Origin of the sequence: Micromonospora sp. MA102 (genome assembly GCF_025460765.1) — a bacterium.
Classification (GTDB): Bacteria; Actinomycetota; Actinomycetes; order Mycobacteriales; family Micromonosporaceae; genus Micromonospora; species Micromonospora halotolerans.
On sequence record NZ_JAMWEG010000009.1, the window covers coordinates 142,497 to 163,149 of the forward strand.

At 71.8% G+C, this 20,653-nt stretch carries 18 protein-coding genes; 9 read left to right on the top strand and 9 right to left on the bottom strand.

Annotated features, from left to right (window positions below):
- Positions 1-127: 127 nt before the first annotated feature.
- A complete protein-coding gene (locus tag NFX44_RS19695; RefSeq protein WP_262285020.1) occupies positions 128-2,173 on the top strand; it encodes a S8 family serine peptidase in 2,046 nt (681 codons plus the stop codon).
- A gap of 59 nt (positions 2,174-2,232) precedes the next feature.
- Here NFX44_RS19695 and NFX44_RS19700 read toward each other — a convergent pair whose 3' ends face one another.
- Genes NFX44_RS19700 through NFX44_RS19715 form a run of 4 tightly spaced genes read right to left on the bottom strand, consistent with a single transcriptional unit; the run spans position 2,233 to position 5,924 of the window.
- Entirely contained in the window at positions 2,233-3,738 is a 1,506-nt protein-coding gene (locus tag NFX44_RS19700) for a flotillin family protein (protein WP_262285021.1), read from the bottom strand.
- 25 nt (positions 3,739-3,763) lie between these two features.
- On the bottom strand, positions 3,764-4,306 hold the full coding sequence (locus NFX44_RS19705; RefSeq protein WP_262285022.1) for a hypothetical protein: 543 nt from the start codon (positions 4,304-4,306) through the stop codon (positions 3,764-3,766).
- A 17-nt stretch (positions 4,307-4,323) separates the two neighbouring features.
- On the bottom strand, positions 4,324-5,418 hold the full coding sequence (locus tag NFX44_RS19710; protein ID WP_262285023.1) for a hypothetical protein: 1,095 nt from the start codon (positions 5,416-5,418) through the stop codon (positions 4,324-4,326).
- A complete protein-coding gene (locus NFX44_RS19715; RefSeq protein ID WP_262285024.1) occupies positions 5,415-5,924 on the bottom strand; it encodes a SigE family RNA polymerase sigma factor in 510 nt (169 codons plus the stop codon). The genes NFX44_RS19710 and NFX44_RS19715 overlap by 4 nt, the downstream gene beginning before the upstream one ends.
- Positions 5,925-5,994: 70 nt before the next feature.
- Here NFX44_RS19715 and NFX44_RS19720 point away from each other — a divergent pair, with 70 nt between their 5' ends.
- Positions 5,995-6,474 (top strand): methylated-DNA--[protein]-cysteine S-methyltransferase, encoded by a 480-nt coding sequence (locus NFX44_RS19720; protein ID WP_262285025.1) that lies wholly within the window; start codon positions 5,995-5,997, stop codon positions 6,472-6,474.
- 63 nt (positions 6,475-6,537) lie between these two features.
- Here NFX44_RS19720 and NFX44_RS19725 read toward each other — a convergent pair whose 3' ends face one another.
- Together NFX44_RS19725 and NFX44_RS19730 are read right to left on the bottom strand one after the other, a co-directional pair.
- Complete coding sequence (locus NFX44_RS19725; protein ID WP_091264990.1) at positions 6,538-7,617, bottom strand: inositol-3-phosphate synthase; 1,080 nt, start codon at positions 7,615-7,617, stop codon at positions 6,538-6,540.
- Between the two features lie 24 nt (positions 7,618-7,641).
- Positions 7,642-8,280 (bottom strand): PadR family transcriptional regulator, encoded by a 639-nt coding sequence (locus NFX44_RS19730; protein WP_262285026.1) that lies wholly within the window; start codon positions 8,278-8,280, stop codon positions 7,642-7,644.
- A gap of 174 nt (positions 8,281-8,454) precedes the next feature.
- Here NFX44_RS19730 and NFX44_RS19735 point away from each other — a divergent pair, with 174 nt between their 5' ends.
- The 3 genes from NFX44_RS19735 (at position 8,455) to NFX44_RS19745 (ending at position 13,606) form a co-directional block, all read left to right on the top strand.
- On the top strand, positions 8,455-8,901 hold the full coding sequence (locus tag NFX44_RS19735) for a DUF5318 domain-containing protein (RefSeq protein ID WP_262285027.1): 447 nt from the start codon (positions 8,455-8,457) through the stop codon (positions 8,899-8,901).
- Positions 8,902-9,095: 194 nt separating this feature from the next.
- The gene (locus NFX44_RS19740) at positions 9,096-11,924 is read left to right on the top strand and encodes a transglycosylase domain-containing protein (protein WP_262285028.1); all 2,829 of its coding nucleotides are present in this window, start codon (positions 9,096-9,098) and stop codon (positions 11,922-11,924) included.
- Positions 11,925-12,046: 122 nt separating this feature from the next.
- Positions 12,047-13,606: a glycosyltransferase family 87 protein gene (locus NFX44_RS19745; RefSeq protein WP_262285029.1), complete on the top strand. Its 1,560-nt coding sequence runs from the start codon at positions 12,047-12,049 to the stop codon at positions 13,604-13,606.
- A gap of 13 nt (positions 13,607-13,619) precedes the next feature.
- Here NFX44_RS19745 and NFX44_RS19750 read toward each other — a convergent pair whose 3' ends face one another.
- A complete protein-coding gene (locus NFX44_RS19750; protein WP_262285030.1) occupies positions 13,620-15,731 on the bottom strand; it encodes a hypothetical protein in 2,112 nt (703 codons plus the stop codon).
- Positions 15,728-16,510 carry a deoxyribonuclease IV gene (locus NFX44_RS19755; protein ID WP_262285031.1) on the bottom strand — a complete coding sequence of 261 codons (783 nt, stop codon included), beginning with the start codon at positions 16,508-16,510 and terminating at the stop codon, positions 15,728-15,730. Before NFX44_RS19755 ends, NFX44_RS19750 begins: the two co-directional genes overlap by 4 nt.
- Positions 16,511-17,156: 646 nt before the next feature.
- Here NFX44_RS19755 and rpsF point away from each other — a divergent pair.
- The 4 genes from rpsF to rplI all read left to right on the top strand — a co-directional run bounded on the left by rpsF (position 17,157) and on the right by rplI (position 18,810).
- Positions 17,157-17,447 carry a 30S ribosomal protein S6 gene (gene rpsF / locus NFX44_RS19760; RefSeq protein ID WP_046563719.1) on the top strand — a complete coding sequence of 97 codons (291 nt, stop codon included), beginning with the start codon at positions 17,157-17,159 and terminating at the stop codon, positions 17,445-17,447.
- A gap of 81 nt (positions 17,448-17,528) precedes the next feature.
- A complete protein-coding gene (locus NFX44_RS19765) occupies positions 17,529-18,068 on the top strand; it encodes a single-stranded DNA-binding protein (RefSeq protein ID WP_262285032.1) in 540 nt (179 codons plus the stop codon).
- Positions 18,069-18,109: 41 nt separating this feature from the next.
- Complete coding sequence (rpsR, locus tag NFX44_RS19770) at positions 18,110-18,349, top strand: 30S ribosomal protein S18 (protein ID WP_007073789.1); 240 nt, start codon at positions 18,110-18,112, stop codon at positions 18,347-18,349.
- A 14-nt stretch (positions 18,350-18,363) separates the two neighbouring features.
- Positions 18,364-18,810 carry a 50S ribosomal protein L9 gene (gene rplI / locus NFX44_RS19775; RefSeq protein WP_151460617.1) on the top strand — a complete coding sequence of 149 codons (447 nt, stop codon included), beginning with the start codon at positions 18,364-18,366 and terminating at the stop codon, positions 18,808-18,810.
- 81 nt (positions 18,811-18,891) lie between these two features.
- On the opposite strand, the gene NFX44_RS19780 is transcribed toward rplI, so the two are convergent.
- Positions 18,892-20,439 (bottom strand): hypothetical protein, encoded by a 1,548-nt coding sequence (locus tag NFX44_RS19780; RefSeq protein ID WP_262285033.1) that lies wholly within the window; start codon positions 20,437-20,439, stop codon positions 18,892-18,894.
- Positions 20,440-20,653: the final 214 nt, after the last annotated feature.

The window sequence follows — 20,653 nt, forward strand, 5'->3', positions numbered from 1 at the left end:
CGCGCGAGGGTCGATGTCTCCCGCATGATGTCGGTCATCACCGGCCTCCCGCTCCCAGGGGTGAGGCGGTTCTGATCGCATCCGCCCGTCCGGTCCGGACGGTCGTTGGACACCGGGAGAACTCTCAGTGAGAAGCCACGGCGCGCTGCGCCGCTCTGCCCTCGTGGGGCTCGCCCTCACCTCGGCAACCTCCATCATGTGCGCCGCCACGAGCGGCCCCGCGCTCGCCGATCCGGCCGGCCCGAAGCGGGCCCCGGTCCGGGGTGCCGACGCGGCCGAGGCGGTCCCCGGCCGCTACATCGTCGTCCTGAAGGACGGCAAGGCCAGTGCCGCGAAGGTGCGGTCCGCCGCGTCGGCCCTCGCCGGCGAGCACGGCGGCACCGTCCGCCGGGTGTTCGGCAAGGCCCTGCACGGATACTCCGCCAGCATGGACCGCCGGCAGGCCGAGCGCCTCGCCGCGGACCCGGACGTCGCGTACGTCCAGCAGGTGCAGCGCTGGTCGGCCACCGGCAGCCAGAGCGGCACGCCGTCCTGGGGTCTGGACCGGATCGACCAGACCACCGCGAAGGCCAACGGCGTCTACACCTACCCGGCGACCGGGGCCGGCGTGACCGCGTACGTCATCGACACCGGCATCGACATCGACCACCAGGACTTCGGCGGTCGGGCCAGTTACGGCTACGACGCCATCGAGCAGGACGACGTGGCCCAGGACTGCGACGGCCACGGCACGCACGTGGCCGGCACCATCGGCGGCACGAAGTACGGCGTGGCCAAGGACGTCAACCTCGTCGCCGTGCGGGTGCTCGACTGCGAGGGCAGCGGCGACAGCGAGCAGGTGATCGCCGGCATCGACTGGGTCACCGCGCACGCCGCCAAGCCGGCCGTGGCCAACATGAGCCTCGGCTTCACCGCCACCGACCAGGCCGTCAACGACGCGGTCACCCGCTCCATCGCCTCCGGCATCACGTACGCCGTCGCGGCCGGCAACAGCTGGGAGGACGCCTGCGGCGTCTCGCCGGCGAACGTGCCGGCGGCCATCACGGTCGGCGCCACCGACCAGGTGGACTTCCGGGCCTGGTTCTCCAACTACGGCCGCTGCCTGGACACCTTCGCGCCGGGCACCGGCATCGTCTCCGCGAAGATGGGCACCACCGACGGCTCGGTGGCGATGAACGGCACCTCGATGGCCTCCCCCCACGTGGCGGGCGCCGCCGCGCTGCTGCTGGAGGCGCACCCGACCTGGACCCCGCAGCAGGTGCGGGACTCCGTCGTCACCACCGGCGTGGGCGGCGCGGTGCACGACACCATGGGCTCCATCGACCGGCTCCTGCACGTCGGCACGGTCCCGACGGCCCGGACCTCGTACGGCTTGAAGGCCCGGGTCAACGGCCGCTACGTGACCGCGGAGAGCGGCGGCACCAAGCCGCTGATCGCGCGGGGCACCAGCATCGGGGCGTGGGAGAAGTACGACGTGGTCGACGCCGGCAGCGGGCTCGTCGGGCTGCGGGCGCGGGCCAACAGCAAGTTCGTGACCGCGGAGAGCGCGGGGGCGAAGCCGCTGATCGCCCGGTCCGCCTCGATCGGCGCCTGGGAGACCTTCCAGATCGTCGACAACACCGACGGCACGATCAGCCTGAAGGCGACCATCAACGGCAGGTACGTCACCGCACCGAGCACCACCTCCCCGCTGATCGCCAGCAAGACCACCATCGGCACGGCCGAGAAGTTCGATTTCGACGCGCCCGCCCCGGTCGTCGGCATCAAGTCGCTGGCGAACGGCAAGTTCGTGACCGCGGAGAGCGCGGGGGCGAAGCCGCTGATCGCCCGGTCCGCCAGCGTCGGGGCCTGGGAGAAGTTCGAGATCGTCAGCGCCGGCGACGGCTACGTCGGCATCCGGTCGCTGGCCAACAACAAGTTCGTCGTCGCGGAGAGCGCGGGGGCGAAGCCGCTGATCGCCCGGGCCGACGCGATCGGCGCGTGGGAGACGTTCGACTTCCTCGACTACAACCCGGACGGCTCGATCTACCTGCGGGCGGACGTCGACGGGCAGGCGGTCACCGCCGGCAGCACCGGCGCCAGCGAGCTCATCTCCAGCCGCACCATCGACTGGGACAACACCGCGACCCTGGGTCTCGGCATCGGCGAGAAGTTCGTCGTCGCGGTCATCTGACCGTTCACATGACGGCGCCCGCCGGAACCCCAGCAGGGGAACCGGCGGGCGCCGTCGTGTCACGGGGTGACGGTGGTGCCGTCCACGGTGTTCTTGCCGTTCGTGTGCGCGCTGCCCAGCTTGGCGAGCAGGCCGGCCAGGTCGATGCCGGTGAGGTCGCTGCCGAGCTGGAGGCCCTGCGCCACGTTGCCGGCGACCGACTTGGTCAGCGATGACGCGCCGTCGGTGGAGATGACGGTCATCTTGTCGATCGCGCCGATCGGGGCGCTGGCCGCCTCGACCACCTGCGGCAGCACCTTCACCAGCAGGTCCAGCACCGCGGCCTCGCCGTACGCGGCGAACGCCTCGGCCTTGCGGGCCATCGCGTCGGCCTCCGCCTGGCCCCTGGCCAGGATGGCCGCGGCCTCGGCCTGACCCTCGCGCTCGACCGCCTCGGCGATCGCGGAACGGCGGCGCTGCTCCGCCTCACCCTCCTTGGCGCCCTCGATCGCGTTCGCCTCGGCCAGCGCGGCCCGCCGGGCCCGCTCGCCCTCACCGGTGAGCCGGGCCTGCTCGGCGGCGGCCTGGGCGGCGGCGATGGTGGCCTGCCGCTGCGCGTCCGCGTTGAGCACCGCCGCGTTGCGGGACGCCTCGGCCTCCTGCTCGACCTTGTAGCGGGCCGCGTCGGCCGGCTTGCGCACCTCGGTGTCGAGCTGGCGCTGCTTCAGCTCGGCGTTGCGCTCGGCCACCTTCTGCTGCTCGGAGAGGATCGCCTGGTCCCGCTCGGCCTGGGCGAGCGGGCCGGCCGCCGCGGACCTCGCCTTGGCCGCGTCGATCTCGGCCTGGATGGCGGCCTGCTTGAGCGACAGGTTCCGGTTGGCCTCGGCGATCGCCTCCTCGGCGAGCAGCCGCTCCTGCTCGGCCTGCTGCCGGGCCCGTGCCTCGGCGATGGCCGCGTCCTTGAGCACCCGGGCGGCCTCCGGCCGGCCCAGGTCGGCCAGGTAGGACCCCTCGGCCAGGATGTCCTGGAGCTGGAAGGTGTCCAGCACCAGGCCCTGGTTGGTCATCGAGTGCTCGGCCTCCTCGGCGACCGCGCTGGCGAAGGCGGCCCGGTCCCGGATGACCTCTTCGACGGTGAGCCGGCCGACGATCGAGCGCAGGGCGCCGGCCAGCACCTCCCGGGTGAAGTCCTCGATCTCGTCCTGCTGGTGCAGGAAGCGCTGGGCGGCCGCGCGGATGGCGTCCTCGGTGCCGCCGACCTTGACGATCGCCACGCCGTGCAGGTCGGCGCGGATGCCCTGCTTGCTGACCGCGCCCTTGATGCCGACGTCGATCCGCCGGCTGGACAGGTCGAGCGACTGGAGCTTCTGCACCACGGGCAGCACGAAGACCGACGCGCCGAGCACGACCTTCTGGCCGGACATGTCGGTGGAGCGTCCGCCGTCGGCGGTCTGGGTGGTCCGGCCCTTGCGGCCGGTGACGATGAACGCCTCGTTGGGGCCGGCCACCTTGATCCGGGAGAGCACGAAGAAGACGAGGACGACGGCGAGGAGGACCGCGCCGCCGATGGCGACGAGCAGGGGCATGGGAGTTCCCGTCTGTGCTGGGGGTTCAGTAGGTCTCGACGTGCACGCTGGTCTCGCTGAGCGCTTCGACCACGAAGATCCGGGCGCCGACCGGGATCGGATGGTCGGCGCGGGCGTTGAGTTTGACCGGCTGGCCGGCGAGGCGTACCCGGACCTCGCCGTAGCCGCCGGCGGGGATCGGGGTCACCACGAGGCCGATCGCGCCGGCCAGGTCGTCCCGCGTCGGCGTGGCGTCCGTGCGCATGTTGCGGGCCGCGCGGCTGAGCCGGGCCGCCAGCCAGCCGGTGGGCACGGCGGCGAGCGCGCCGCCGCCCACCGCCGCCGCGATCATTCCGGGGGTACGCCCACCGAGCAGCTCGTTGACGATCGCGGCGCCGAAGCCGAACGCCCCGGTGAACCCGGCGACCGCCTCCAGCGACACCGGACCGTCGATGTCCGGATGACCCAGGTGCAGCACGCCCGACCCGAGCAGGGCGAGCGTCAGCACCCCGACCCCGATCCCGCCGATGATCAGGAAGATGAGCGTCCCCGTGGCCACGACCTGCACGGTATCGATGCCGCGCAACATCAACGACCGCTGAACGGTCAGCGTGGAGCGACAGTCACCTCAAGATCGACCAGCTGCTTCGGCAGTGGCTGACGGACCAGTGCCCGGCCTGACGTGTCAGCGAGCACGAAGTCCCGCGACCCGTACGGCAGCCGGTAGAGCAGGCGGTCGCCGGTGACCCAGACGACGTCGGCGGTGGGCAGCGGGTTCACCACCCGGCCGGTCGCCGTCTCGACCAGAAGCGGTTCCTGCTGGCCCTGGACGACCACGAGCGTCCCGTCGGGTGACCAGGCCGACGGCCCGGCCGGATCGCCGGGCACGGGGAGCAGCCTGGTGGGCCGGCCGTCGTCCGCGGAGAAGAGCTGTACGCCCCGCCGCTTGTCCCGGACAGCCTCGTTGTGGACGCCCCCACCCGTTTGCGGCAGCACGACCTCCCGGGCGTCTCGTGTCCAGGTCAAGTCGCAGTAGTCGGTGCAGAAGTATGTCCGCCGATCCAACCGGTGCGTGTGCTTCGTGCCGTCCGTCTCCAGCACGATGAAGCCCTCGTGGTCGAGCTGGGTCGTGGTGAAGAGCAGGCGGCGGCCGTCCGGTGACCAGCGCGGCGCGGACAGCGCCCGGCCCACCTCGTACCAACGGGTCTTACCGCTGACCAGGTCGAACAGGCCGATCTCCCGGGGCCGGTCGTTGTCGCGGACGGCCACGAGCGATCCGCTGGGCGCCGGGAAGATGCCGTCGTAGCGGTCCGTGCTGAAGTAGCGACCCCGTTTCCGGTCGAGCAGGACTCCGGCACCGGAGCCGCCGGTGGCCTGCGCCCGGGTCACCACCCAGTCGCCGGGCAGCACCAGTGGCTTGCCGGCCCAGTCCGCGCCGGGGGTGGGTCGCATCGCGGGCGACGGGGTGGCGGTGACCGGTGGCGTCGTCGGGGGCGGAGTGGGCCGGGGCCGGAACAGCACGAAGGGCAGGGTCATCGCGACGACCGCGACCAGCGCGGCCCCGGCCGCGGCCACCCGCCGCCGGCGGCGCAGCCGGCGACCGCGGCCGAGCGCCCGGGCGGCCAGGTCCGGGGCGGGGCCGGCGTCGTCCGCGAGTTCACGCACGGCCGCCCGGAGGGTCTCGTCCAGCGACGTGCTCATCGGGTCACCTCCGCTCGACCGGTCCGTTCCTCCAGCCCGGGCACCAGGTGCCGGAGTCTGGCCAGCGCCTTGGCGCTCTGGCTGGCCACCGTGCCGGCCCGGCAACCGAGCAGCGCGGCGGTCTGTTCGACGCTCAGGTCCTCCAGGTAGCGCAGCGTCAGCACGGCCCGTTGCCGGGGCGGCAGTGCCCGCAGCGCGTCCCGCAGCAGCAGCCGCAGGTCGCTGTCCTCGCCGGCCGCCGCCCGTTCCGGCAGCTCCGCGAGCGGCACCTCCGGGCGCCGCGCCCGGCGCCGCCAACCGGAGACCTGGTCGTGGTAGAGGATCCGTTTCACGTACGGTTCGGCGTCGCCGCGGATGCGCGGCCACCGGGCGTACGCCTTGGCCAGCGCGTTCTGGAGCAGGTCCTCCGCCGCGTGCTGGTTCCCGGCCAGCGCGTACGCGACGCGCAGCAGGGCCGCTCCCCGTTCGTTCACGAACGCGGTGAACTCCCCGTCGACCTCTGCCACCGCCCACCTCCGTAGCTCAGACGCCCGGGGCGGGAGGAACTTTGCCTCATGGCGCGGGACAATGGGTGACATGCGTTGGACCGTGCTCGACTCGCCGATCGGGGAGTTCTCCGTCGGCACCGACGGGGAGGCCGTGCGCGGGGCGCACTTCGGCCGGGTGGCGTCGGCGACCGACGAACCCGGCGACGAGGTCGCCCGGCGGGCGGTGGCCGAGCTGCGGTCGTACTTCGCCGGTGAGCTGACCGGGTTCACCGTGCCGGTGGTGGCGCCGCGTGGCTCGGAGTTCGAGCGCGCGGTGTGGCGGGAGATGACCCTCATCCCGTACGGGGAGACGAAGACCTACGGCGAGGTGGCGAAGGCGGTCGGGGATCCGGGCGCCGCGCGGGCGGTCGGGGTGGCCTGCAACCGCAACCCGGTCCCGGTGCTCGTGCCGTGCCACCGGATCGTCGGGGCGGGCGGCAAGCTGGTGGGCTTCGGCGGCGGGCTGCCGCGCAAGGTGACCCTGCTGGAACTCGAAGCGGCGGTGGCGCTGCGGCGCGCCTGGTCCTGACGTACCCGAACAAGGAAGGCCGGGTCCACGCGGACCCGGCCTTCCTTCGGAGTGCTCAGCGCGTCAGCGCTCGACCTCGCCGGCGATGAACGCCTCGACGGCGGCGTGCGCGTCGTGGTCGGCGTACTGCTTCGGCGGGGACTTCATGAAGTACGAGGAGGCGGAGAGGATCGGGCCACCGATCTTCCGGTCCAGCGCGATCTTCGCGGCCCGGACGGCGTCGATGATGACACCGGCCGAGTTCGGCGAGTCCCACACCTCGAGCTTGAGCTCGGCGTTCAGCGGGGTGTCACCGAAGGAGCGACCCTCCAGGCGGATGTACGCCCACTTGCGGTCGTCCAGCCACGGCACGTGGTCGGACGGGCCGATGTGCACGTCGCTCTTCTGCATCTCGTGCGGGATCTGGGAGGTCACCGACTGGGTCTTCGAGATCTTCTTCGAGACCAGGCGGTTGCGCTCCAGCATGTTCATGAAGTCCATGTTGCCGCCGAAGTTGAGCTGGTACGTGCGCAGCAGCTCGACACCGCGGTCCTCGAAGAGCTTCGCCAGGGCGCGGTGGACGATAGTGGCGCCCACCTGGCTCTTGATGTCGTCACCGACGATCGGCAGGCCCGCGTCCTCGAACTTCTTCGCCCACTCGGGGTCGGAGGCGATGAAGACCGGCAGGGCGTTCACGAACGCGCAGCCCGCGTCGATGGCGGCCTGGGCGTAGAACTTGTCGGCCTGCTCGGAGCCCACCGGCAGGTAGGACACGACCACGTCGACCTGCGCGTCGCGCAGCGCCTGGACCACGTCGACCGGCTCGGCGTCCGATTCCTCGATGATCTCGCGGTAGTACTGGCCGAGACCGTCAAAGGTCGGGCCGCGCTGCACGGTGACGCCGGTCGGCGGCACGTCGCACAGCTTGATGGTGTTGTTTTCGCTGGCCACGATGGCCTCGGCGAGGTCCATGCCCACCTTCTTGGCGTCCACGTCGAACGCCGCGACGAACTTCACGTCGGAGACGTGGTAGTCGCCGAAGGTGACGTGCATGAGACCCGGGACGCGGTCGTTCGGGTCGGCGTTCCGGTAGTACTCCACGCCCTGCACGAGGGACGAGGCGCAGTTACCCACACCGACGATGGCGACGCGGACGGAGCCCATAACGTCTGCCTCCTTCTTCTTTCATCACGGCCGCTTCGTCCTGGACTCTCCAGGCGGGGGCGGGCTGTCGTTTTCTCCTCGGCCGCCGGCCGTCCCGGGTTGGGGGACCGTCGGGGCCCGGCCGGAGCGCTCGTTGGCGATGAGCTCCTCCAGCCAGCGGACCTCGCGCTCACAGGCGTCGAGCCCGTGGCGTTGCAGTTCCAGGGTGTACGCGTCGAGCCGCTCGGCCGCCCGGCCGAGCACGTCACGAAGGCCTTCGCGACGCTCCTCGATCTTTCGACGACGACCTTCCAGGATCCGGAGCCGGGTGGCCTGGTCGGTCCGGGCGAAGAACGCGAAGTGCACGCCGAAGCCCGTGTCGTCGTACGTCTCGGGTCCAGCCTGCGCTATGAGCTGGGCGAAGCGTTCCTTGCCCTCGGCGGTAATGGTGTAGACCACCCGACCGCGTCGGCTGGTCAGCGCGGGAACCTCCTCGGCGGTCGCGGGTGTCTCGGCGGCTTCGGTGATCCATCCCGCCGCCTGCAGCCGGCGCAGGGTCGGGTAGAGCGAGCCGTAGCTGATCGCCGCCCGGATCGCGCCGAGTTTGGCGGTCAACTCCTTGCGCAGCTCGTAGCCGTGCATCGGAGCCTCCTGCAGGAGACCCAGGATGGCGAACTCGAGCACGGGCCATCCCTTCTTACCCCCGGCGCGGAGCGGTAACCGCCGCGATGTATCGAACCGATACATCGCACGTTAGCGGAGACGCATGATCAGGGCAAACCCCCGATTCCGAGGTTCTGTCGTCACGGATCGTGACGATGGTCGCCTCACCCCGCCGGACCGCGTACCCTTTCCCGCATGCGTACGCAGCGCCAGGTCGTCGACTACTCGCTCCAGAAGCGAGCGGTGCTGCGCGAACTCCTCACCGGGCGGATCGGCACGTACGACGTGTGCGACGCCTCGCCGTACCTGAAGAACGCCGCCCGCTTCCACGGCGAGCCCACCGACGAGCGCTGCCCGATCTGCCGCAGTGAGAACCTCATCCACGTCCACTACATTTACGGCGACGAACTCAAGCAGTCGGCCGGCCAGGCGCGCACCCGGGCGGAGTTGCCGGTGCTGGCCATGACGCTGCGTGAGTTCCAGGTGTTCGTGGTGGAGGTGTGCCCCGGCTGCGACTGGAACCATCTCGTCGAGCAGTTCCTGCTCGGCCGGGACGGGCTGGCCGGCGGCACGGATGACACGGTGGAGCAGGAGACCGCGACCGGCTCCACCCCTCGGCGAAGGCGAGAGGCGCAACGGTGAACCTGGCTGTCCCGCTCGATCCCGGCCCGACCCCAGGGCGGGACGACCGACAGCCGCTAGGTCTGATTGATCCGAATAGGTCGGATTTGACGCCTGCGCCCGGGCGCGCCCGGGGTGTAGCGTCTCGTGTTCCATCTCACGGCAACCCGGTGGCGGCGCGCCCGCGCCCCACCGCGACCGGCAGGGTGTGAGGAATGAACTACGGCGATCCCAGTTCTTCGCGTGGGCGGGCCCAGATCCCGGGCCCGAACGGCGAGCCCGGTTCTCCCGGGAGCCCGCACGGGAACGGCTGGTCCTCCGGGTCCGACGGCGCTGCCTCGGCCCGGGCCTCCGTGACGCCGCGCGGCTCCGCGTCCGGTGGACGGGCTCCGGTCGGCGGCGCGGCCCCGGCAGCCCGTGGCGCCGCGGGCTCGGCCTCCGTGGGCCGAGCCGGTGCGGGACGGGCCTCGGTGCCGGTCTCGCCGGCGCCCGGCGGTGCGTCGGGGCGGGCCGGCTCCGGGCGGGCCTCCGTGCCGGTGTCCCCGGCCGGCCCCGCCGGGCGCGCCTCGGTCGGCGCGGCGAGCGTCGGCACGGGCGGGCGGGCGAGCGTCGGTTCGGCGCCAGTGGGTGGCCGGGCCGCGGTGGCCCGCGCCGGGGTGCCCGGCATGGCCGGTGGCGGTCCCGGTGGGCCGGGCGGCCCGACCGGCCCCGGTCGCGGTGGTCGCGGCGGTCGCGGTGACGACCCGGCGTCGCGGGCCCGGGCGAAGAAGCGCCGGCGGATCAACATGATGATCGCCGGGTTCGCCGTCTTCATCATGCTCGCCGGCATGGGCGTTGTCGGCTTCACCTGGTACTCGCAGAAGGTGCTGCTGCCCGAGGACACCATCCCGCCGCTGTCGACCACCATCTACGACCGCACCGGCAAGACGACCATCGCCAAGGTGGGTGACCAGAACCGGCAGCTGGTCACCATCGACCAGATCCCGGAGTGGGTGCAGCACGCCGTCGCCGCGGCGGAGGACCGGAACTTCTACCGGCACTCGGGTGTGGACTACAAGGGCATCGCCCGGGCCGCCTGGAACAACATCAGCGGCGGCGACAAGCAGGGTGCCTCGACGATCACGCAGCAGTACGCGCGCAACGCCTTCGACAACCTGAACCAGGACACGTACGGCCGCAAGGTGAAGGAGGCGATCCTCGCCTCCAAGCTGAACGACAAGTACGACAAGCGCGAGATCATGCAGCACTACCTGAACGTGATCTACTTCGGCCGCGGCGCGTACGGCATCCAGGCGGCGTCGCAGACGTACTTCAAGAAGGACGTCTCCAAGCTGACCGTGGCGGAGGCGGCCGTGCTCGCCGCGCTCATCAAGCAGCCCGAGCCGAGCGCCACGCACAAGGGCTACGACCCCGCGATCAACCAGGAAGCCGCGCTGGACCGGTGGAACTATGTCATCAACGGCATGATCACCGAGAAGTGGCTCGACGCCCCCAACATGCCGCCGCACCCCACCGAATACCCGACCAAGACGCTGCAGAAGCCCTCCAAGAACAACGGCGGCGGCTTCGGCATCGACACCCCGTACGGCAACGTCGTCAACTATGTCTCGCAGGAGATGCGCGAGATGAACCTCTGCACCGACAACGAGGCCGAGGTGACCGAGAAGAAGCCGCTCTGCTCGAAGGCGCTGAGCCGCGGCGGCTACCGGGTCACCACCACGATCGACACCAAGATCCAGACGGCGGCGCTCGAGGCGGCCCAGCGGGCCAAGAAGGGCTCCGAGCTCTACAAGCAGCCGCCGAATTTGATGGCCGCCGTGGTGTCGATCGACCCGAGCAACGGCGAGGTGCGCGCCTACTACGGCGGTGACAACGGCACCGGCACCGACTACGCCGGCAAGAACTACGACAACGGCGTCGTCAGCGGCGGCCACTCACCGGGCTCAAGCTTCAAGATCTACACCCTGGCGGCCGCGCTGAAGGCCGGCATCTCGATCAAGTCGCGGTGGAAGGGCTCGGCGTTCACCCCGAAGGACACGAAGTTCAAGGTCAGCAACGCCGGTGCCGACAAGGTCTCCTGCGGCGACTCCTGCACCCTTGAGCTGTCGACGCTGAAGTCGCTGAACGTGCCGTTCTACTACATCACCGAGCAGATCGGCCCGGACAAGGTGCTCGACATGGCCAAGCAGGCCGGCGTCACCACCATGTGGCGCACCGACACCAATCCGGCCAAGGCGTACGACCTCACCAAGGCGGACCCGAAGGACCTGGCACCCGCGCCGTTCTTCCACGTGATCGGCTACGGCCAGTACCCGATCACGGTCCTCGACCACGCCAACGGCGTCGCCACCTTCGCCAACCAGGGCGTCTACAACAAGGCGCACTTCATCAAGAAGGTGGAGAAGCAGAACCCGAACACCGGCAAGTGGGACCTCGTCGGATCCCCCAAGCTGAAGTCGCAGCAGCGCATCCCGAAAGACATCGTCGCCGACGTCACCTCGGTGCTGGAGCAGTACCCGGCCAAGTCGTCCCACCGTCCGCTCGACGACGGTCGGAAGGTCGCTGAGAAGACCGGTACCTGGGAACTCAACGAGAAGACCACCGATAACGGTGATGCCTGGATGATCGGCTACACGCCGCAGCTCGCCACCGCCGTCTGGGTCGGAAACAAGGGCGACCGCAAGGCGATCGAGGACAACGACGGCAACAAGATCAGCGGTGCGAGGATGCCCGGCGCCATCTTCCAGCGCTTCATGAACGACGCGCTGAAGGGCAAGGAAAAGCTGGACTTCCCGCCGGCCGCGCACGTCGGCAAGGACGACACCGGCAACGGCGAGCAGCCGCCGCCGGAGGTGCCGCTGCCCGGTCAGCCGGGGCCGGGCTGTGACCCGCTGGGCCTGTTCTGCCCCGGCGGCAACAACGGTGGCGGTAACAACGGCGGTGGCGGCAACACCGGGCCGGGCGTCCCGCCGGGACCGGGCGACACCGGCGGCCGCGGCGGTGGACTGCTACCGAGCACACCACCCACCCGCCAGACGTACTGACGCCCACGGCCTCATGACGGCGGCCGGACCACCTGGTCCGGCCGCCGTCGGCGTTTCGCGTGGCGGAATTTGTGCGCGCGCGGCGGGACGGCGGGGCCCGGCGTACGGCAGGATGCCTCTCCATGAGCACCCAGTCGACGGCAGGCATCGACGAGAACGGCTCCGAACGGCACCTCCGGTCCGGCGCGTCCGAGGCCGCACCGCGACCCGGCGCCGTCGTGGACCACCCGTCCCGCTCGGACGGCTTCGTCCGCGGCGCCGCCGAGCTGATCGGCGGCCCGCTCGGTGACCACGCCGTCGCCCTGGACCGGCCCCCCGGCCGGGAGGGCCGGTTCTGGACCGCGGCCCGGATCGTGCTGGCCCTGGTGTGCCTGACGCTGGCCCTGCACTGGGTGCAGAAGTCCCCCTGCCAGGACGGCGCCTGGCAGAACAACGTCCAGTACACCCGGATGTGCTACACCGACGTGCTGGCCCTCTACTACGCCGAAGGGCTCAACGAGGGCAAGGTCCCCTACGCCGACCACCCGGTGGAGTACCCGGTGCTGACCGGCTACTTCATGGGCGCGATCGGGCTGCCGGTGCACGCCCTCGGCGTCGACCGGCCCGGCATCAACCAGGGGCAGTGGTTCTACAACCTCAACGCGCTGGTGCTCAGCGCGCTCGCCGTCGCCACCGTGGCGGTCATCCTCAGCCTGCGCCGCCGACGACCATGGGACGCGGCCCTCTTCGCGCTCTCACCGGCCCTGGTGCTCACCGCCACCGTCAACTGGGATCTGCTCGCCGTCGGGCTCGCCGCGTTCGGGCTGCTGGCCTGGGCGCGCCGCCACCCCGCGACCGCCGGCGTGCTGCTCGGCCTGGCCGGGGCGGCGAAGATGTGGCCGCTCTTCCTGTTCGGCCCGATCCTCGTGCTCGCGCTGCGCGCCGGGCGCCTGCGGGCCGCGCTCACCGCCACCGCCACCGGCGCGGTGGCCCTGATCGCGGTCAACCTGCCGGTGGCGATCCCCTACCGGGAGAACTGGGAACGCTTCTTCGATTTGAACACCACCCGGCCGATCGACTGGGGCACGCTCTGGTACATCGGCCGCTACCTGGACGGCAGGATCAGCCCCTCCGCGCCCGGCGACCTCGGGCCCTTCGAATGGCTGAACGTGCACATCTCCACCCTCAACTGGCTGTCGTACCTGCTCTTCGGGCTGGCCTGCCTCGGCGTCACCGCGCTGGCGCTGCTCGCACCGCGTCGCCCGCGGCTCGCCCAGCTGGCCTTCCTGGTGGTCGCCGCCTTCCTGATCTTCAGCAAGGTCTGGTCCCAGCAGTTCGTGCTCTGGCTTCTGCCGCTCGCGGTGCTCGCCCGCCCCCGCTGGGGCGCCTTCCTGGCCTGGCAGTTCGCGGAGGTCTGCTACTTCGCCGCCTTCTACGGCGAGCTGCTGGGGGCGGCCACCACCCGGCCGGTCTTCCCCGAGGGCGTCTTCGTGCTGGCCGCCAGCCTGCGCCTGATCACCGTCGCGGTGCTCTGCGGGTTCGTGATCCGGGACATCCTGCGTCCCGAGCGGGACGCGGTGCGGGACACCTACGCGGACGACCCGGACGGCGGGGTGCTCGACGGCACCCAGGACGCGCCCTGGTACCAGCGCTGGCGGCACGGCACCGCCGCCGACCGCCCCGCCGAGGCGGTCACCGCCTGACCGGTGGCACCGGTCAGAGGCGGTAGACCACCGCGTCGCCGACCTCTTCCCGGGTCACGCCCAGCCCGTCGACCGGCCGGTCGAGCATCCCCTCCCACGGGGTGCCGCCGAGCCGGTCGCGGAGCACCACCACGTTCTTCACGCCCAGCTTCCGCAGGTAGTCGACGCTGCCGAAGTCGGGGAAGCTGACCGTGGCGTCGCGGACCTGGGCCTGCGAGTTCGGGGTGAAGCCGCTGCCGCCGTTGACCATCCGCTGGAACCGGTCGGTCGACCAGAGCATCACCGGCTGGTCCAGGTTCTGGCTGCTGGGCAGCACCAGCATCGGCCCGTCCACCGTCCGCATCACCGCCGGCTGCTGCGGCACCACCGGATGCGGCGTCACGTTCAACCCCTCCAGCACGACCAGCAGCAGCGGCACGAGGGTGGCCAGTCGCAGCCACGGGCCCGGCCACGGCGGGACCCGCTCGGCGGCGAGCTCGCGTACGCGGGCGCAGAACGCGGTGACCGCGCCGGCCGCGAGCAGGCCGAGCAGAAGCGTCGTCCAGAGCATCATCCGGCCCGGGGTACGCAACCCGTTCCAGCCCGGCAGGTGCTCGAAGAGCGGCACGTAGGTGAACCGGCCGTCGAGGAACCGGGTGCCCATGGCCAGCGCCATCGTCACCAGCACCCCGGCCAGCAGGAAGATCCGGTGGCGGACCCGCCAGACCGAGAAGAAGAGCCCGCCGGCGGCCAACGCGTAGAGGGCGAAGCCGGGCAGCAACGTCATCTCCGGATGCCAGGGCAGCACGGCCCGGGCACCCTCGTGCAGCTCACCCCAGACCCGCGACTCCGCCGGGGCGGTGAAGAACCCGCTGGCCGGCGGCGAGTAGAGCTGGATCTCGCCCAGCGTCCGGGCCGCGTTCGGGTGCTGCTCGGCGACCGTGAAGTACGGCACGGCCAGCAGCGCGCCCACCGCGGCGAAGACCAGCCCGCCGAGCAGGTCGGCCAGGAACAGCCGCCAGCCGAACGGGCGCTTCCCGCGACGCCGCCGCGCGAACCAGACGACCGCCGAGACCAGCACGATGCCGGCCAGCAGGTACGCGAACGGCAGCCCGATGCCGAAGCCGAGGCTGAGCTGCCAGGCGGCCGCCAGCCAGCCCGCGAAGGCCCAACCGGCGTGCCGGCGGCGCGGGCGGTAGCCGTGCCGCAGCGACCAGCCGTGACCGCGGGCGAGCATGGCCAGCGCGAGCGGGATGCCGCCGTTGGAGATGACGTGCAGGTGCCCGGCCTGGGCCAGCAGCCACGGGGCGTACGCGTAGCTCGCCCCGGCCACCGCGCCGCCGATCCGGCCCGCGCCGAGCTGCCGCGCCAGCGCGTACGCCCCGAACGCGGCGAGGGCGTGCGCCAGCACGAACATGATGTTGTAACGCAGCAGGGCGTCCTCGGGGCCAGCCCCGATCATGCCGGCCGGGGCGTACCCGAGCAGGGTGTCGGAGAAGGCGAAGCTCCACGGCTCGGGGAAGAACGTGTTCGAGTTCCACAGCTGCGCCGGGTCGGTCAGCAGGATGTGGCCGGACCAGGCCAGTTGCCAGGACTGGAGGCTCGGGTCCCAGTAGTCCTGCGGCAGCGTGTAGCGCGGGTAGCGCAACGTGGGCCAGGTCATCAGCACGGCCAGCGCCAGCGAGGCGACGGCGGCCAGGGTCCACTCGTGCACCACTGATCGGCCGACCGCGCGGACCACCCGGCGGGGCCGGCTGAGCACCGGGTCCGGCGCGGGACCGAACGCCGTCCAGGGATCGGCCGGCTTGTCCCCGTCCTTGCCGTCGCCCCCGGTCTTGTCGTCCTTCCCCGCGGTGCCCGGCTCGGCCGTGCCGCCCGTCGCCGCCGTGTCCGACCCGGTCCCGCCGTCGGCTTCGGCCCCGCGGTCGGGCCCGCTCTCGCCGGTCCCGGCCTTCCCCGTTCCGGCCACCTCGGCGGTGTCCCCGCCGGCCTCGTTGGCCGTGCCGGTGCTGCCGGCGGTGGCGGTCGCGGCGGTCTCCGCCGCGGCAGCACCCTCGGCGCGGTCACCGTTCCGGCCCGCCTCGGTGGTCGGCGCCGGCTCGTCCCCCGGCCCGGTCGAGGTCGCGTCGGACTGCTCGGTGGTCATGCCGTCGCGCCCAGCTGCCCGCGCAGGAATGCGATGTCGGCCGCCTGACCCTCGACGCCGCCCGGTGTCTCCACGATCACCGGCGCGCCCGCCGCCCGGATCACCGCGACCACCAGCTCCGGGTCGATGGTGCCGCCGGTGAGGTTGTCGTGCCGGTCCTGGCCGGAGTTGAACGTGCCCTTGGAGTTGTTCGCGTGGATCAGGTCGATCCGGCCGGTGATCGCCTTCACCCGGTCGACCAGCCCCAGCAGCTCCTCGCCCCCGGCGTGCGCGTGGCAGGTGTCGAGGCAGAAACCCACCTCGTAGTCGCCGAGCGCGTCCCAGAGCCGGGCCAGCGCGTCCAGGTGCCGGGCGCAGGCGTTGTCGCCGCCGGCGGTGTTCTCGATGAGGATCGGGAGCGGGAAGCCGCCCGAGTCCGCCGCGTACGCGAAGGTCTTCCGCCAGTTGTCGAAGCCGACGGCGAGGTCGTCGCCGGCGTTGACGTGGCCGCCGTGCACGATGAGCCCCTTGGCGCCGACCGCCGCCGCGGCGGCAGCGTGGCCGAGCAGCAGCTTGCGGCTGGGGATGCGGATCCGGTTGTTCAGCGTGGCCACGTTGATGACGTACGGCGCGTGCACGTAGAGGTCGACGTCGGCGGCCCGCAGGCGCTCGGCGTCCTCGCGCGGCTTCGGGGCCTTCCAGCCCTGAGGGTCGGCGAGGAAGAACTGCACCGCCTCGGCGTCCCGGGCGGCCGCCTCGGCCAGCGGGTCGGTCGGATCGACGTGGGCTCCGATTCGCATGCAGGGCAGCCTACGTCGCGCCCCCGACGCGCGGGGCTCCCGCGCGCGGGGGTTCCGTGGTACGGATCGCGTCACCAGCGGGCCCGGTGGTCGTTGTCCGAGGTGGGATCGATGGTCGACGCTCCGGCCGGACGCGGGTCCACAGCGCGTACGGCGAAGCGGAGGCCCCCGGTAACGGGACGCCCCGCCGTGCGGCCCGGCACGACGGGGCGGGATCCCGGCTCGTCAGACCCGAAGACTGGCCACCGAACCAGTCCGGCGAATTCCTCCATTTCCCCCAAGAGGTGACGAGAGCCGTTGTATGGTCAGACCAGGTAACAACACGATAAAGCTCCGCGGGGCGTCCTCGATCCAACCTCATCGGTGTGGTCGTTCCTCCCCAGGTCCCACCCAAGGAATGCGGACGGGACGCCCCGCGGCCCTGTGGACAGGGGCCCACCTTCCGGCACGCGACGCCGAAGGTGGGCCCCTGTCGCCGCGCCCGGACCCGATGGACGACCGGCCCGGGCATGATCGTCGGGACCGGGTATTCTGGTCCGGTTGTCCGCGTCCGGCCGGGTTCCCCCGGCACCGGTCGCGGCAACGACGCACGACCTCCTGCCACGGAAGGACCGTGGCCGCTTAGCCCACAGGAGGTGAGCACGTCTTGCGTCATTACGAAGTAATGGTGATCCTCGACCCCAGCCTCGAGGAGCGCACCGTCGCCCCGTCGCTCGACACGTACCTGAACGTGATCCGGACCGCGGGTGGCTCGGTGGAGAAGACCGACGTGTGGGGCCGCCGGCGCCTCGCGTACGAGATCAACAAGAAGGCCGAGGGCATCTACGCCGTCATCGACCTCCAGGCGTCGCCGGAGGCCGTGGCTGAGCTGGACCGTCAGCTCCGACTCAACGAGTCGGTGCTGCGCACCAAGGTCATCCGGCCGGAGATGCGCTAAGCATTCAACCCCGGTTCGCCCGGATCAGCCTCATCGGCTCTGTCGTACGGCTCTGAGAGCCTGTACGGCGGGATCTGATGAGTGCGCGAGGAGATGGTCATGGCAGGAGACACCACCATCACGGTCATCGGCAACCTGACCGATGACCCCGAGTTGCGGTTCACCCCGTCGGGTGCGGCGGTCGCCAAGTTCCGGGTCGCTTCGACGCCCCGGTTCATGGACAAGACCACCAACGAATGGAAGGACGGCGAGCCGCTCTTCCTGGCCTGCACGGTGTGGCGGCAGGCGGCGGAGCACGTCGCCGAGTCGCTGCAGCGCGGCGCCCGGGTGATCGTGTCCGGCCGGCTGCGTCAGCGGTCGTACGAGACGCGTGAGGGTGAGAAGCGCACCGTCATCGAACTGGAGGTCGACGAGATCGGCCCGTCGCTGCGCTACGCCACGGCGAAGGTGCAGAAGATGTCCCGTTCGGGCGGCGGTGGCGGCGGCTTCGGTGGTGGTGGTGGTGGTGGTGGCCAGGGTGGCGGCGGAGGCAACTTCGACGACCCCTGGGCTTCGGCTGCACCGGCTCCCTCGCGCGGTGGTTCGGGCGGCGGCAACTTCGACGAGGAGCCCCCGTTCTAATGGCGCCGAGCGCCCGCGATCGCAAACCAGGAGCAAGAGCAATGGCCAAGGCTGCGGCACTTCGCAAGCCGAAGAAGAAGGTGAACCCGCTCGACAAGGACGGGATCACCTACATCGACTACAAGGACACCGCGCTGCTGCGCAAGTTCATCTCCGACCGCGGCAAGATCCGCGCTCGGCGGGTGACCGGCGTCACCTCGCAGCAGCAGCGGCAGATCGCCCGTGCGGTCAAGAACGCCCGCGAGATGGCGCTCCTGCCGTACACGGCCACGGCCCGCTGAGAGGAGGCACCGACATGAAGATCATCCTGACTCAGGAGGTGTCCGGCCTCGGTGCCCCGGGCGACATCGTCGAGGTGAAGGACGGCTACGGCCGTAACTACCTGCTCCCGCAGGGCTTCGCGATCGCCTGGACCAAGGGCGCGGAGAAGCAGGTCACGGTCATCCAGCGGGCCCGCGCGGCCCGCGAGATCCGCGACCTCGACCACGCCAACGAGGTCAAGGCCCAGATCGAGGGTCTGAAGGTCAACCTGAAGGCCCGCGCCGGCGACGGCGGGCGGCTCTTCGGCTCGGTCACCCCGGCCGAGATCGTCGACGCCGTCAAGGCGGCCGGCGGCCCGACCCTGGACCGTCGTCGGCTGGTGCTGCCCAGCCACATCAAGTCGCTCGGCGCCTACCCGGTCAGCATCCGGCTGCACCCTGAGGTGAGCGCCAAGTTCGACCTGAACGTGGTCAAGGGCTGACACCCGCACAGCACGACGGAAGGGCCCGCACCGACATTCGGTGCGGGCCCTTCCGCATGTCAGAGGGACTACGTCGCAGCGTCACCCGATCGGCTGGCCCGTCACCGCGCTGATCACCACGGTCGAGAGCCCGCCGCCCACCACGGCCGCCGCCAGCGCCACCGTCGCCGAACGCCAGGTCGTGCCGACCCGCCGCAGCACCACCGCCACCACGAGACTGCTCAGCAGCGCCAACCCGAACCGCGGCGCCCCCGCCACCAACGAGGCGATGGCGTGCGCCCGCGGCGAGTCACAACCGCCCCCGGTGATGTCCGTGACGCACCCCGCGGGCGGCTGCCCGTCGAGGAACAGCAACCCCACGATGAGCAGCAACGCCGGCACCAGGTAGCACGAAGCCGTGTAGAACAGCGACCGCAGGGGCCCACCCGGATCCGGGTCGAGAAGGTCGTCCTCCAGCGGGCGGCCCCACGACCCGCCGCCCACCGGCTCCACCCGCCGTCGCAGCGTCGACGCCCCGGCCCGCCCCGCCACCACCGGCTCCACCGGGCGACGGCGCGGCACCGGACGCGGCGCGGGCGCGGCGACCATCGGCGAACGCGGGGCCGACGGCGGCGTCTCCGTCCAGCGGGGATCGTCACCGGCCAGCCGCGTCCCGGACCAGAACGCCTCGGCCCGCTCCGGCGACGCCCAACCCTCCCGCACCGGCACCGGCGGCGCCGTCCGGTCCCACTGGTCGACCTCCGCGTACCGCTCCCCGGCGCCGGCCTCCCGGACCCGGTTCCACTGGCCGGTGTCGGCCGGTCGGTCCCACTGCCCGGTGTCCGTGAACCGGTCCCACTGACCGGTGTGCTCCGTCCGGTCCCAGCGGCCCTCCGCCTGATCCCACCGGCCAGCCGTGGCGGGACGGCCCCACGCGTGCACTCCCGACGCGTCCCACGGATCGACCGCGGGCGGCTCCGCCGGGTCCGGCTCGGCCGCCCGGCCCCGCTCCCACGGGTCCACCGCCGGCCGCGACCACGAATCCGTCGTCGCGCGCCGACTCTGCCGGCTCGGCCGCTCCGCCTCCCACCGGTCACCCTCGTCGCCGGACGCGGGCGCCTCCTCCAGCCCCGACCAGATCACCTGGGGCCGCCGGGTCGCCGCGCGACGCGGCCGGCTGCGCGGGGCCACCCCGGAGACCGGCTCGCCCTCCATGCCGTCGGCGCGCCGGCTCCCGACGTACCCCTGATCCTGCGGGGCGTCCAGGGTCCACTCGGCGGTGTGCTCCGACACCGGGCCGGCGCCGATGGCCCGCAGGTCACGGCGGTCGTCCTCGCGGCGCCAGCCGGCGTCCGCCCGCCAGCCCCCGCCCGAGTACGGCGGGTCGACGTCCTCGTCGTCGTCGCGAGCGGCGTGCCGACCCCCGCCGTCGGCCCGACGGATGCCGGACTCCAACGCCCACCGGGGCAGATAGGCGTCCACCGGCTCGTCCTGGCCGCGCTCGACGGCGCGCCGACGGCTCGGCGTGCGGTAGCTCTCGGAGGCGGCGGACGAACCGGCCGGGAGCGGACCGGCGGGAGCGTCCCAGGAGGCGCTCGGCCGGCGCTCGCGCGGGCTGCCCTCCCCGCTTCCCCAGTCCCGGTTTCTCACGGCGGGAGCGTGACCCTTCTCGACCGAAAGTGCAATCCGCAGTCCAGGTGTAGCCGTTCGCTGAGATAGTACGGGACGAACGGCGCCCAAGCTCGACCCGAAATCTTTCGTCCACAGGGTGGGGATCGTAAAACTGCAGGTCAGAGCCGAGCCCGCCGAAATTCCCCATCACTTATCCACACCCTGTGCACACCCTGCGCACATGCCTGCCCAC

Bases quoted from the DNA above. Each gene is read 5' to 3' on its own strand.
- NFX44_RS19700 (WP_262285021.1), bottom strand. From the start codon at position 3,738: ATGCCCCTGCTCGTCGCCATCGGCGGCGCGGTCCTCCTCGCCGTCGTC.
- NFX44_RS19705 (WP_262285022.1), bottom strand. From the start codon at position 4,306: ATGTTGCGCGGCATCGATACCGTGCAGGTCGTGGCCACGGGGACGCTC.
- NFX44_RS19710 (WP_262285023.1), bottom strand. From the start codon at position 5,418: ATGAGCACGTCGCTGGACGAGACCCTCCGGGCGGCCGTGCGTGAACTC.
- NFX44_RS19720 (WP_262285025.1), top strand. From the start codon at position 5,995: ATGCGTTGGACCGTGCTCGACTCGCCGATCGGGGAGTTCTCCGTCGGC.
- NFX44_RS19725 (WP_091264990.1), bottom strand. From the start codon at position 7,617: ATGGGCTCCGTCCGCGTCGCCATCGTCGGTGTGGGTAACTGCGCCTCG.
- NFX44_RS19735 (WP_262285027.1), top strand. From the start codon at position 8,455: ATGCGTACGCAGCGCCAGGTCGTCGACTACTCGCTCCAGAAGCGAGCG.
- NFX44_RS19740 (WP_262285028.1), top strand. From the start codon at position 9,096: ATGAACTACGGCGATCCCAGTTCTTCGCGTGGGCGGGCCCAGATCCCG.
- NFX44_RS19745 (WP_262285029.1), top strand. From the start codon at position 12,047: ATGAGCACCCAGTCGACGGCAGGCATCGACGAGAACGGCTCCGAACGG.
- NFX44_RS19750 (WP_262285030.1), bottom strand. From the start codon at position 15,731: ATGACCACCGAGCAGTCCGACGCGACCTCGACCGGGCCGGGGGACGAG.
- NFX44_RS19755 (WP_262285031.1), bottom strand. From the start codon at position 16,510: ATGCGAATCGGAGCCCACGTCGATCCGACCGACCCGCTGGCCGAGGCG.
- rpsR (WP_007073789.1), top strand. From the start codon at position 18,110: ATGGCCAAGGCTGCGGCACTTCGCAAGCCGAAGAAGAAGGTGAACCCG.
- rplI (WP_151460617.1), top strand. From the start codon at position 18,364: ATGAAGATCATCCTGACTCAGGAGGTGTCCGGCCTCGGTGCCCCGGGC.